This window comes from Pandoraea sp. NPDC090278, from assembly GCF_044772185.1.
Classification (GTDB): Bacteria; Pseudomonadota; Gammaproteobacteria; order Burkholderiales; family Burkholderiaceae; genus Pandoraea.
In genome coordinates this window covers 534,613-546,210 of the sequence record NZ_JBIVYJ010000004.1, presented here as the reverse complement: position 1 = coordinate 546,210, position 11,598 = coordinate 534,613, and the positions used below count along the sequence as shown (strand labels likewise).

13 protein-coding genes are annotated in these 11,598 nt (G+C 64.3%); 1 reads left to right on the top strand and 12 read right to left on the bottom strand.

Annotation, left to right across the window (positions count from 1 at the left end):
* Positions 1-112 precede the first annotated feature (112 nt).
* Positions 113-736, top strand: a complete 624-nt coding sequence (locus ACIQWO_RS17570) for a glutathione S-transferase family protein (RefSeq protein WP_402826644.1) — start codon at positions 113-115, stop codon at positions 734-736.
* On the opposite strand, the gene ACIQWO_RS17565 is transcribed toward ACIQWO_RS17570, so the two are convergent.
* From ACIQWO_RS17565 to ACIQWO_RS17510, 12 genes are all read right to left on the bottom strand, one after another.
* On the bottom strand, positions 654-1,724 hold the full coding sequence (locus ACIQWO_RS17565) for a lytic transglycosylase domain-containing protein (RefSeq protein WP_402826641.1): 1,071 nt from the start codon (positions 1,722-1,724) through the stop codon (positions 654-656). The two genes, ACIQWO_RS17570 and ACIQWO_RS17565, sit on opposite strands and share 83 nt — an antisense overlap.
* Positions 1,721-2,836, bottom strand: coding sequence for an EscU/YscU/HrcU family type III secretion system export apparatus switch protein (locus ACIQWO_RS17560; protein WP_402826638.1), 1,116 nt, complete (start codon positions 2,834-2,836; stop codon positions 1,721-1,723). The genes ACIQWO_RS17565 and ACIQWO_RS17560 overlap by 4 nt, the downstream gene beginning before the upstream one ends.
* 7 nt (positions 2,837-2,843) lie before the next feature.
* Positions 2,844-3,680: a type III secretion system export apparatus subunit SctT gene (gene sctT / locus ACIQWO_RS17555; RefSeq protein WP_402826635.1), complete on the bottom strand. Its 837-nt coding sequence runs from the start codon at positions 3,678-3,680 to the stop codon at positions 2,844-2,846.
* A gap of 23 nt (positions 3,681-3,703) precedes the next feature.
* Positions 3,704-3,970 carry a type III secretion system export apparatus subunit SctS gene (sctS, locus tag ACIQWO_RS17550; RefSeq protein ID WP_039396281.1) on the bottom strand — a complete coding sequence of 89 codons (267 nt, stop codon included), beginning with the start codon at positions 3,968-3,970 and terminating at the stop codon, positions 3,704-3,706.
* Positions 3,971-3,989: 19 nt separating this feature from the next.
* Complete coding sequence (sctR, locus tag ACIQWO_RS17545; RefSeq protein WP_402826632.1) at positions 3,990-4,640, bottom strand: type III secretion system export apparatus subunit SctR; 651 nt, start codon at positions 4,638-4,640, stop codon at positions 3,990-3,992.
* A 225-nt stretch (positions 4,641-4,865) separates the two neighbouring features.
* Entirely contained in the window at positions 4,866-5,948 is a 1,083-nt protein-coding gene (locus ACIQWO_RS17540; protein WP_402826629.1) for a hypothetical protein, read from the bottom strand.
* Positions 5,938-6,402, bottom strand: a complete 465-nt coding sequence (locus tag ACIQWO_RS17535) for a hypothetical protein (RefSeq protein ID WP_402826626.1) — start codon at positions 6,400-6,402, stop codon at positions 5,938-5,940. The genes ACIQWO_RS17540 and ACIQWO_RS17535 overlap by 11 nt, the downstream gene beginning before the upstream one ends.
* 73 nt (positions 6,403-6,475) lie before the next feature.
* Positions 6,476-6,886 (bottom strand): hypothetical protein, encoded by a 411-nt coding sequence (locus tag ACIQWO_RS17530; RefSeq protein ID WP_402826623.1) that lies wholly within the window; start codon positions 6,884-6,886, stop codon positions 6,476-6,478.
* Positions 6,862-8,217, bottom strand: a complete 1,356-nt coding sequence (locus ACIQWO_RS17525; protein WP_402826620.1) for a FliI/YscN family ATPase — start codon at positions 8,215-8,217, stop codon at positions 6,862-6,864. The genes ACIQWO_RS17530 and ACIQWO_RS17525 overlap by 25 nt, the downstream gene beginning before the upstream one ends.
* 1 nt (position 8,218) lies before the next feature.
* The gene (sctV, locus tag ACIQWO_RS17520; RefSeq protein WP_402826617.1) at positions 8,219-10,297 is read right to left on the bottom strand and encodes a type III secretion system export apparatus subunit SctV; all 2,079 of its coding nucleotides are present in this window, start codon (positions 10,295-10,297) and stop codon (positions 8,219-8,221) included.
* Entirely contained in the window at positions 10,294-10,683 is a 390-nt protein-coding gene (locus tag ACIQWO_RS17515) for a hypothetical protein (RefSeq protein ID WP_402826614.1), read from the bottom strand. Before ACIQWO_RS17515 ends, sctV begins: the two co-directional genes overlap by 4 nt.
* Before the next feature lie 163 nt (positions 10,684-10,846).
* Positions 10,847-11,506 carry a two component system response regulator gene (locus ACIQWO_RS17510; protein WP_402826611.1) on the bottom strand — a complete coding sequence of 220 codons (660 nt, stop codon included), beginning with the start codon at positions 11,504-11,506 and terminating at the stop codon, positions 10,847-10,849.
* Between the last annotated feature and the right edge of the window lie 92 nt (positions 11,507-11,598).

Genomic DNA, 11,598 nt, shown 5'->3' with positions numbered 1-11,598 from the left:
GGGAGCCGGCGATGTGCCAACTCGGAAAGGCCAGTATTTTACCATTCCCCGGCCCCGGCCATCCCACACGTTATACTCTGCTCCGCGCTAAAGCGATTTATCAAGGATTCACATGAAGTTGATCGGTGCCCTCGCCAGTCCCTACGTTCGTAAAGTCCGCATTGTGCTGGCTGAGAAAAAGCTCGATTACAAGCTCGAGCTGGAGAACGCCTGGGCCGACGACACCCGCATCCAGCAGTCGAACCCGATCGGCAAAGTGCCGTGTCTGGTAATGGAAGACGGCGAAGCCGTGTTCGATTCCCGGGTGATCTGCGAGTACCTCGACACCCTCTCCCCGGTCGGCAAGCTCATTCCCCCATCGGGTCGCGAACGCGCCGAAGTGCGTTGCTGGGAAGCCCTCGCCGATGGCGTGACGGACGCCGCCGTCCAGATTCGCGTCGAAAAGATGTTCCATGACGAAGCCTCGCGCTCGCAGGTCTTCATTGCGCGTCAGGTCGGCAAGATCGAGGAAAGCCTGCGGGCGATGGCACGCGGGCTCGACGAGCGCCAATGGTGCGCGGGCAACCGCCTGACGCTGGCCGACGTGGCCGTCGTCTGTGCGCTCGGCTATCTCGACTTCCGCTATCAGGAAATCGACTGGCGCGCCGCCCATCCTAACTTGGCACGCCACTTCGAGCGCATGTCCGCTCGCCCGTCGGTCGCGGACACGGTGCCGACGGACGTCGTCCCGGCATGACAACCGCCGGTTGATCCCGCCTCCGGGCGTCGGCCGACGGGCTGCGTGTGATCAGTTCTCCGAGTCCCTGTAGTAAACGCCACGCGCGGGCGTTCTTGTCGTCAGCGACATCGGCCCCACCAGCCCCTTCGGCACCTCCGGCTTTTCTCACGGTCCGCACATTCGCAGCCTTGTCCCGTATGTCGCTCCTCCCTGTGTCATCCGCCTGGACGAGTGCTTGCGCGGCAGACGCCAAGGCAGCGCCCCCCGATGCCAACGGCAGCGCGACAGCGTCCGTTCCTGCGGGATCGCGCAGACGCGAGTAACTCGCCATGACTTTGCGCACATAGTTCTGCGTCTCGCGGAACGGCGGCACCTGACGGCCGTACCGCAATACCGCGCCCTCCCCGGCGTTGTAGGCCGCGAGCGCCAGACTGACGTCGTCATTGAACCGCGAGAGCAACCAACGCAGATACGACGCGCCTGCGCGCAGGTTCTCGGCAGGGTCTTCAAGACGGCGAACCCCGAAGCGCTGCCCGGTGCGTGGCAGTATCTGCATCAGCCCGATAGCGCCGCGCTCCGACACCGCCTGCGGGTCGTATCCCGACTCGGTGTCGATGATCGCGTGCAGCAAGGCTGCGTCGACGGAGGTCGCGTGGGCCGCGCGACGCACGAGTGCATCGAAGGGGAGCTTGGCAGGCGTTTCAGGCGCAGCAGCCTCCAGGTCCCGTCCCACTGTCGGCGTCACCGTTCTCGCCGACGCGATGGACGGTGGCGTCGGTGCCGGTGTTTCTCGATACGACGAGACGAGGCGCCTCTCGGCATCGCGTGTGCTCGCGACGCGTTCCACCGTCGGCACCGCAATCTGTGCATCCGCCACCCTAGGATGATGCGGCAGCAATCCCCGATCCGCCGCCCATGATGGCAGACCGCCCAGTCCCAGCGCACCGCACATCACCAACACGTGACGCCAGCGCCGCCGCCCCCGATTCGTCGGCCGCCCGCTCATGCGCCCTCCCCATCTCGAGTCCGCATCGCCGGACCTACCGGTGCTTCAGCCTCAGCCGAGGACGTCTGCACCTCATAGGGCAAATCCAGTGCGAGACGCAGAATCGCGGCCACCGCGTCAAAAAGATCTGGCGGGATCGGTGCATCGATCTCGACGTCGTCCATCAGCCGTCGCGCCACCGGCACATGCTCAACGACCGGGACGCCCTCGCGCTCCGCGATCCGCACAATCGTGCGCGCACGCGCATGGCGGCCTTTCTCAATCACCAGCGGCACAGCCGTCTCGCCCGGCACGTAACGCGGGCAAATGGCGAGACGCGTCGGGTTGCGCACCACGGCCGTCGACCGCTTGACGTTGTCCGACAGGCTGCCGCTCTCGATCGTCTCGCGGTGAATCTCACGCCGCTTGTTCTTCAGATCACGGTTGCCCTCCACTTCCTTGGTCTCACGCTTGATCTCGTCGTGAGACATCATGAGCTGCTTGCGCAACTGATACTTCTGATAGGCGAAGTCCAACCCGCCGAACACGACATAGGCGATCACCAGCACCGCCATCAACCAGAACATCAACCGCACGGTGAGCGCCAGCCCGCACGACGGGCCGCACTGCCCAAGCACGGCCAGCGACGGCGTGTACTGCCGGATCAGATAGAAGAAGACCAGCCCCAGCACGACAACCTTGACGAGCGATTTGCCGAACTCGAAAAGCGACTGCATCGAGAACAGTTGCTTGGCTTTGGCGACAGGATCGATCCGCTCGTACTTCGGACGAATCACCTGTGGCGCGACCAGCGCCCCCACCTGCAGGACCATTGCGAGCCACGTCGTTACGATCAGCAACACGGAGAGACCACCGGCGAAGCGCACGAAGATCAACAACGACGGACCGAGCATGCCCTGCACGGCTTCCTCCACCGGATCGCGCAGCACGAGCAGCATGCGGGCAATCAGCGCTTGCAGCGCATCGTAGAGGGCGGGCCCCTCGAACATCAGCCACGCGAGCGTCGCGCCGAGTTGCATGCAGACAGCAAGATCGGCGCTCTTGGCGACACGCCCCTTCTTGCGCTCGTCCTGAATCTTCTTGGGTGTAGGGGGAAGGCTCTTCTCGCTCATACGCGTCTCACGAAGCGGGCAGCGTCATGGCCGCCCACGTGTGGAACACCTCGGGCAGGCGATACCAGTGCGCGAGCGGCACGGCGATGGCGAACGGCAGACTCGCGACCGTCACAAGCAGCGCCATCGCGCTCTTGACCGGCATGGCAAGGAAGAACACGTTGAGTTGCTGCGCCGCGCGGTTCACGAAGCCCATCGACATATCGACGAGCACCATCACGACCATCGCAGGCAACGCCACCGCCACGCACATGACCTGCATCGCCTGCCAGAGCGATAGCAGCCAGCCGACGGACGCGTCCTCCCATCGCCAAGGCTGCCCTATAGGTACCGCAACGTACGAGTCGTACAGCGCGCTCAGCACCGCGTGTGCAGCCGGTGTGACGAAGAAGAGCACGCAGAGCATCTGCGTCAACGCAATGCCGAAGATCGACGATTGCGCGCTCATGAGCGGGTTGAGCACGCTGGCCATCGATGCCCCGCGCATGGTGTCGATCACGTATCCCGTCATGTCGACGGCCCAGAACGGCAGCGTCGCCACGAACCCCACGAGACCACCGATGAAGAGCTCGCGCACGATCAACATGCCCCACGCGCCCCATTGCGTTGGCATATCGGGCGTCTCATGCGCGATCGCGACAACCGGCAACGCGAGCGCAAGCACCAGCGCATTGCGCAACATGCCTGCGCCCAGCATGCCGACCGACAGCACCGGCAGCAACATCGCCACGCCCAATGGACGCAACATCGCCACGCCCCACGCGAGCGTCCAGCCAAACAGATCGGCCCACAGTGGCGCGATCAGCGTATCGGACGCCGCGCTCAGGGCGGCGATCTTCGTCATATCCACCATATCGACCATGGCGCTCACCCCATCCTGCTGATCTGCTCGAACGCGCTGCCCGCGTAGTTGAGCAACACGTGGCCCATCCATGCGTAGGTCGCGGCTAGCGTGACCGACACGGCAATGAGCTTGATGAGGAACTGGACGGTCTGATCCTGCACCTGCGTGAGGGCCTGCACCAGCGACACCAGCACGCCGACGGCAGACGCAACAACGACCGTCGGCAGTGACATCAGCAACGTGAGCCAGAGCATTTCACTGGTGAGATTGACGACGATAGCTTCGCTCATGCGCAGGCTCCCGGCGGCGTCATGCGTACGAGAGCATCAACTGCCGCACCAGTTGCTCCCAACCGTTCATCATCACGAAGATGAGCAGCTTGAACGGCAGGGCGATGGTCATGGGCGAGACCATCATCATCCCCATCGCGAGCAGGATGTTCGAGATCACCAGATCGATCACGATGAACGGCAGATAGAGCAGCAAACCGATCTTGAAGGCCTCGGCCAACTGACTGAGTGCGAAAGCGGGCATCAGCACGAGCAGCGAGTCCGCACCCAGCCGGTTGCGATGCGCTTCCGGCCACGTCTCACTTCCCAGCCCGGCGAAGAAGTCGCGTTGTCTGGCGTCGGTGTGACGGGCGAGGAACGCGCGGTACGGCGAGAGCACGCTGGCATCGACGTCGGCCACGAAGGTTTTCGATGAGAGCGAGACTGGCCGGGAACCGAGGTTCGCTTCGATGTCGAAGGCGACCGGTGCCATGATGAAACACGTGAGGACGAGCGACAGACCGTAGATCGCGATGTTGGGCGGGATCTGCTGCGTACCCAGTGCATTGCGCAGCAGCGCGAAGACGACCGCCAGTTTCAGAAAAGCAGTCCCCAGCACCACCAGCAACGGCATGATCGAGAGCAGCGATAGCAGGACGACGAGCTGCACCGGGTGGTCGAGCAAGGACATACGAACTCCAATGAACGCCTTCGTCCGCCGGACAAGCGCGCCGACCGGTACGAACGAAGGAAGAGACTGCGGGACGAGGCGAAACGACGTGACAGCGAAATGGCAGCAAACGGCAGCGAAGCGGCCGCTACGCAGCCGCATGCTGACGAGGCACGACGCAGAGGTCGTCGATCGGCAAATGGTAGGACGCGACCGAATGCACGCCCATCGGGTCACGACCCGAAATCAGGAGACTGGATCGATTTGCACCGCCAGACGTCCGTCGCCGAAGCGCAATAAGCGCCCATTGACCCAAGGCGTGCCGTCGCGCCAGAGCGCGATACGTGCGGCGCTCAAAACGTTTTGTGGTGCACGCGCATGTGACGTGGCGCGCCCGAGATGCCACGCCGCCAGACTCGGAACGGGCAACGCCTTTTCGGCGATGACCGCGACCAGACGGGTACATGACACCGCGCCTCCGTCCACGGCGCCCGGTGTCGGGAGGTCGGGCATGACGACGTTTCGCCCCGACGGTTGTCCGTCACGCATGGCAATGCATCGTGCACCGTCGAGCAGCCAATGCTCGCCGGACGCAACGTCGGCCACCACGTCGAGCAGTACCGCCCCGCCCTCACGCAGACGGTCGCAAAGCGACGCTGGGAGCTCGGCCCAGCCCACCGCGAGGATGCATCGACGCGTCGGCACACCGGACGGGTCCAGCGGCGCGTCGCACGGCACCGCGCGCTGGCAACGGTCCGTGAGCCACGATGTCACACCATCGAGATGCATTAGCGCCAGCCGACGCGCCTCGCGCTGTAACACGATGCCGATACGCCACGTCGTCTCGACGGACTCACGCGTGATCACCGTCACCCGCGGCCAGGAAGTTGGCGTGGCGGATGTGTCTGGGCCTTCCCGACGCATCGCGACAACCGACCGCTCCGTGTCCGATGCGCTCCCCGCCGTCGCCTCGCGCTCCGGGTCTTCCTCGCCCTCGATGGCCGCGCCCTCCGTGGCGAAGGTCAACGACGCGGCGCTCGCCTGCCAGTCCGGCGGCAAAGCGTCCCACGACGGGACAGGCAGCCGGTCGCCGAGCCAGTCCGCCCATTGCCCGGCGTCGCACCAGAAGTGCGTCTGCCCCACGACGCCCTCATCGACCCGTGCAGTCACCACGAGCCCATCCCCCCCTGCGTGGAGCCATCCGACGCGCACCTCCGTCTCGCCTTCGATGAAGCGCACACAACCCGCGCCCGTAAGTACCCCCTCCAATGCAACGCCGACATCCCGCATCGACGAATGATCCGACACCCCGCCAATCTCACGGCACATAACGCGCCTCAACTTCAACCGTGACGGGCAACGCGAAGCGTGACGTCAACGCCCGCGAGAGTTGCCCGCGGTGCGCCAGCAGTCGGCGATACATCGTCAGATGCGCGCACAGCAGACTCACGGTGATGCCCTGCCGCCCGCGACGCGCTTCGACAACCAGCGTGTCCAGCGCACCACCATGCACAACGACGCGCAGCACGCTTGCGCTGTCCCAGTTAGCGTCCTGACGCGTATGCCAGACACGCAACCAGCGGAGGACATCAGCGGGACCGGTCACGCAAGCGGCGGGGTCGCTCGTCAACACGAATGCCCGCTCGTCCCGTTCCTCGCGGTCGGCCCGGCCGTTGTTTCGTCTTTGTGAAACCGCTGCCGTGTCGCGCAGGTGAGAAAGCGATCTTTCCGACAGACTGCCGAACGCATCGGCGGAGAGGCCACTGCGGCGAATGGTATTCATCGTGAAGTCCTCGAAATGACGAAATGGCGGTTGAAATGGAAACGAATGCGGGTGCATGGCGGCGGGAATCAACTCAAGTCCGGTAGAACTTCAGCAACTCACGCAATTTCTCCTGCTTCCGGGTGTTGCTCTGAAGGCGTTCGCGCTGCTCGCGCACGTTGGCCTCGGCTTGCTGCGCGATGTCGATTGCCCTGCTGTGCCGTGCTTTGGCGTCAACCATCGAAGTGCGCTCCGCCTCCACGAGACGCGCCGCGCCAGCCGCCTCGCGCGATCCGTACAGGCCGCCGCGTGCCAACGCCCTCTGCCATACATCACGTTGAACATCGCAAGCGCGCTCACACGCGACGACGTTATCGGCTGCCTCCCTTGCCGCCGACGTGAGACGTGCCAATGCAGCACGTAATCCTGCTTCCCGACGCTGCGCCAGCATCGCCAACGCGGCAATGCCGTCGCGGTCTTTCAGTTCGCGAGATGTTCGAGCCATGCGAGGGTGTCGTCGAACGCGGCCACCTCGTGCTGGCCCTGACAAAGAAAGCTGCGGATGTCCGGCGCGCGCGCCAGCGCCCCATCCGTATCGGGATCGTTACCTGCCTGATACTCGCCGACGCGAACCAGCAGTTCGACGTCTGCCGCCAGCGCCATCGCACGACGCACGCGTGCTGCGCTCTCTACATGCAGCGCACCTGCGACTTGCGTCATCACGCGGGACAGGCTCTTGGGTACGTCGATGGCGGGATAGTGATTTTCCTGAGCCAGACGCCGAGACAACACGATGTGACCGTCGACAATCGAGCGAACTTCGTCGGCGAGCGGCTCGTCCAGATTGTCCCCCTCGACCAGCACCGTATAGAACGCCGTAATGCTGCCGCGCTCGCCGGTCCCGGCGCGCTCCAGCAGGCGCGGCAACCGCGCATAGAAACTCGGCGGCAAGCCGCTTGTCGCGCCAAGTGGCTCGCCTGCCGCCATGCCGATATCGCGCACGGCACGGCCGAAGCGGGTTAGCGAGTCCATGAGCAGCAGCACGTCCTTTCCCTCGTCCCGGTACGCTTCGGCAATCGCCGTCGCCGTGTACGCAGCCTTCATCCGCTCCAACGCGGGACGGTCTGATGTGGCCACCACGCACACCGTTCGTGCACGGGCTTGCGGCGTGAGCCCCTGTTCAATAAATTCACGCACCTCCCGGCCACGCTCGCCGATCAGCGCTAGCACGATGACATCCGCCGCTGTGCCCGCACACATCATCGCGAGCAACGTACTCTTCCCACCTCCCGCCGCCGCGAAAATGCCCAGACGCTGGCCACGGCCGCACGTCAGCATGCCGTCGATGGCCCGAATGCCAATGGGTAGATGCGTGGAGACGAGCGCGCGACGCAGGGCTGACGGCGGCTCGGCGTCGAGCGCGCGCCACTCGACATCGGCGCGGTCCGCACCGGACTCGGTGGCCAGCGACCGTCCCAGGCCATCGAGCACTTGACCGACCAGATGCTCGCCCACCGCCACGCGCGACGACGATCCCAGCGCCTGCACCAGCGCGCCATTGGCCACCCCTGTGGGCTCAGCGTAGGGCGCAAGCCAGACGTGCCTCCCCTCCACCGCAATGACCTCCGCATCGAGCGCCGGTGACATCACCCGGCACTGCTCTCCGAGCGCGGCACCGGGCAACCGGGCTCGCATGGCGTTCGGCGTGATCTTGTCGATGCGCCCGTAGCGCACCTCGCGTGACGCGCCGCGGCGCAGGTCCTCACATGCCTTGCGCTGCGCGTCCAGCGTGCGACGCAGTCCGTTGGCAATTCGTGCCGCATCGGGGCGGCGCACGTCAGAACGCTCCCCGCACATCGATCGTCCCAAGCACGCGAACATGCGGCTCGTCGGCAACTTCCTGGAACGACAGCACCGGCAAGTCGGCACGCTCCCGCTCGACCAGTTTGCGCACGAAGCGACGCACGTCCATTGCCGTGAAAAGCACAGCGGGGGTTCCGTCGTGCGCATTCACCGCCCCATCGATCGCGCCGAGAATCGCGTCCGTCTGAGCCGGATTCAGGTCGGCGTACGAACCAGAGGCCGTTTGCCGCACCGCAGCCCGCACGACGTCTTCGATACCGCGACCGACATTCCAACCAGTGATGTGCTCGGTGCCTCGACGAAAGCGCCGGGTGATGTGACGGCGCAGACTCAGCCGCACGTACTCCGTGAGCATGATCTGGTCTCGTTCCTTAGGGGCCCACTCGATCAGCGCCTCGAACACTCGCCTCAAGTCTCGGATCGACACCCCTTCGGCAACCAATCGTTGCAGCACCTCCGCCGTCCGGCTGATCGGCAACTGCCGCTGCAACTCCTTGACGAGTTCGCCGTAGCGATCCTCCATCGCGTCCATCAGGAAGCGCGCCTCCTGCACGCCCAGGAAATCGGCAGCATGCGCGTCGATGACCAGCGAGACGCAATGGGCTACGCGATCCGCGCCATCGATCACGGTGCCACCGCTCGCGAGCCACGCCGCGCGCTGCGCATCGTCAAGCCAGAAGAGCGTCTGTCCGCCGAACGGCAGCGGCGTCTCACGTGGCGCATCGCCTTCGAGCGCACGCAACGCGAGGATAGGATGCGTGGCGTCGTAGTGCGCCAGCGCGGCCTCCTGCACCACGTCGATCGTCATGACGCTCTCGTGATAAAGCTGAATGTCCAATCTGTCGCCCGGCAACGTGGCATCGGTCGTCACCTGCACTTCCGGCATCGGCACGCCGAATTGCTCGAACTTCTGATGCCGCAGGGCATCGATTTGCCCGGACACAGCCGCGATTCCCCCGCACGACTCGGCCAACGCCACGCCGACCCTCGCCAGCAACGGCTGCGCGCCGGGGCGTCCGGGCTTCGCCGCTGCGCCGTCCGCACCGGCCGCCGCACCGCCCTCCGTGCCGGGCGCCCCATCCTTCGCCCCGCGCTTTATCCACCACGCCGCGCCGCCCGCCAGCGCGGCGAGCAGCAAGAAGTAGTGCATGGGAAAACCGGGAATCAGACCGAACAGCACCAGGACGACGGCCGCCAGCGTCAGTGAGCGCGGTTGTGCTGCGAGCTGGTCGGTGAGCTCACGCGCCAGATTGCGTCGTTGCTCACCGGGGACGCGCGTCACGATAATGCCCGCCGTGACCGAGATCAGCAGTGCGGGGATTTGCGACACGAGCCCATCGCCGATGGAGAGAATGGCATAGATCGCAGCCGCATCGCCAGCGCTCATCCCCCGCATGAACACGCCAACGCCGATGCCGCCCAGCAGGTTAACCACGATGATGACCAGTCCGGCAATAGCGTCGCCCTTCACGAACTTCATCGCCCCATCCATCGCACCGTAAAACTGGCTTTCCTTCTGCACGATCCGGCGAAGTCGCTTAGCTTCGGCCGCATCGATCGTGCCTGCGCGAAGATCCCCATCGATGCTCATCTGCTTGCCAGGCATGCCGTCGAGCGAAAAGCGCGCGCCGACCTCGGCTACCCGCTCCGATCCTTTCGTGATCACGATGAAGTTGACGATAGTGATGATGAGAAACACGATCATGCCGACGACGATGTTCCCGCCTGCCGCAAAGTCGCCGAACGTATAGACGATGTCGCCCGCGTCGGCGTGCAGCAGAATCAGCCGACTGGTACTGATGGTCAGTCCGAGCCGGAACAGCGTCGTCATCAATAGCACCGACGGAAACGCAGAGAAGTCCAACGGCTCGTTGATATATAGCGCCACCATCAGCAGCAACAACGAAACGCCCAGATTGAGTGCGATGAGCAGATCCATTACCGACGGCGGCATCGGGATGATGATCATCAGCACGGTCACGAGCAGCAACGCCGCCAGGACGATGTCCTGACGTCCCGCGGCCGCCCGCAACCAGATCAGCACACGCGTCATGGACGGTTCTCCCGTTGCTGCCCGGCGTCGATCCGTTCGAGCAGGCGGCGCATGCGCGAAAGACAGGCAAACCAGTCGACGGCCTGCAGGTTGGCGCTCGACGGCGGCGTCGCAATCAGCATGGGGCGGCCTTGCGCAACACAGGCGCGCACCGGAATGCCGAGACTCCACTCAGGTGCGCACGTTTGCAGGAGTCGCGGTAGCCAACGCTCTGCGCGTACGACATGATGGCGTAACGTCAGGACTAACGTCACCCCCTGCGCATCGACCTCCGTCATCAGCATGCACGGCGCGAGCACCACGCGCATGCGCGGTTCAATGCGTTGCGTCGGCAAAGCCAGTAGTTCGAAGAGGTGTTCGAGCTTGCGCTGAGTCTGGGTATCCATTTGAAGCATCGGGAACATCGAGAAGCTTGCGCGTGAAGGAGAACGCTTGCGGTAAGTGGCACGCAATACGCAACACACGGAGAGCATTCGAAAATAGGCAGCGACGATGGTCGCGCAATCACGGCGGCTGCGGCTATCCGGCGTGGACCTGAAATTCGCCGGTTCAAAGCAGCATCCGCAAGCGATGTGCCCACCTCACGATGTCGGCAACGTTGTGCGCGTCGAGCTTGCGCATCATGTTCAGACGGTGCGTCTCCACCGTCTTCACGCTGATCGACAGCAGTTGGGCGATATCGCGATTGCGTTGCCCTTCCGCCGCGAGTTTGAGCACCTGTCGTTCGCGCAACGTCAGCAGCCGTTCGGGCAACTCTGCAGCGCCGGGCTTCGACGTCAGTGGCATGCCCGTCGGGTCGTGAACGATGCCGAACACCGCAGGATCGATGAAGCGATCGCCCCGCATAACAACGCTCACTGCGTTGATCAACGTCGTCCGTGAACTACTTTTGAGGACAAAGGCGCCCGCGCCGGCTTCGAGCGATTGCCGCGCGCGTTCGCCGTCGTCGCTCGCCGAATGCACGACGATCCGCAGCTCCGGCCAACGCTGAACGCATTGACGGATGACATCGACACCGTCCATACCGGGCAACCCCAGATCCAGCACGATCAAAGCGGGACGGTGCACCACGCAGGCGCGGTAAACGTCCAGTCCGTTGACGACCCTCGCCAGCACGCACCATCCGAGTTCGTCCTCGATCAGGCGGCAAAGCCCGTCGGCCAGCAATTCGTGGTCTTCCACAACGATGACACCGGTACAACCCGTCATTCGCAGCTCCTCGACAGTTAGTCATTAGCATTCATGCGGATTTTTGTTCAATCTCTTTCGACTTCGGGCCAGCGGGCACGAATCTTGTGCCT

What these genes read in the sequence shown, in the direction of transcription:
- ACIQWO_RS17560 (WP_402826638.1), bottom strand. Translation starts at nt 2,836, where the DNA reads ATGAGCGAGAAGAGCCTTCCCCCTACACCCAAGAAGATTCAGGACGAG.
- ACIQWO_RS17540 (WP_402826629.1), bottom strand. Translation starts at nt 5,948, where the DNA reads ATGTGCCGTGAGATTGGCGGGGTGTCGGATCATTCGTCGATGCGGGAT.
- sctS (WP_039396281.1), bottom strand. Translation starts at nt 3,970, where the DNA reads ATGAGCGAAGCTATCGTCGTCAATCTCACCAGTGAAATGCTCTGGCTC.
- ACIQWO_RS17515 (WP_402826614.1), bottom strand. Translation starts at nt 10,683, where the DNA reads ATGGATACCCAGACTCAGCGCAAGCTCGAACACCTCTTCGAACTACTG.
- sctV (WP_402826617.1), bottom strand. Translation starts at nt 10,297, where the DNA reads ATGACGCGTGTGCTGATCTGGTTGCGGGCGGCCGCGGGACGTCAGGAC.
- sctR (WP_402826632.1), bottom strand. Translation starts at nt 4,640, where the DNA reads ATGTCCTTGCTCGACCACCCGGTGCAGCTCGTCGTCCTGCTATCGCTG.
- ACIQWO_RS17535 (WP_402826626.1), bottom strand. Translation starts at nt 6,402, where the DNA reads ATGAATACCATTCGCCGCAGTGGCCTCTCCGCCGATGCGTTCGGCAGT.
- ACIQWO_RS17530 (WP_402826623.1), bottom strand. Translation starts at nt 6,886, where the DNA reads ATGGCTCGAACATCTCGCGAACTGAAAGACCGCGACGGCATTGCCGCG.
- ACIQWO_RS17570 (WP_402826644.1), top strand. Translation starts at nt 113, where the DNA reads ATGAAGTTGATCGGTGCCCTCGCCAGTCCCTACGTTCGTAAAGTCCGC.
- ACIQWO_RS17510 (WP_402826611.1), bottom strand. Translation starts at nt 11,506, where the DNA reads ATGACGGGTTGTACCGGTGTCATCGTTGTGGAAGACCACGAATTGCTG.
- sctT (WP_402826635.1), bottom strand. Translation starts at nt 3,680, where the DNA reads ATGACGAAGATCGCCGCCCTGAGCGCGGCGTCCGATACGCTGATCGCG.
- ACIQWO_RS17565 (WP_402826641.1), bottom strand. Translation starts at nt 1,724, where the DNA reads ATGAGCGGGCGGCCGACGAATCGGGGGCGGCGGCGCTGGCGTCACGTG.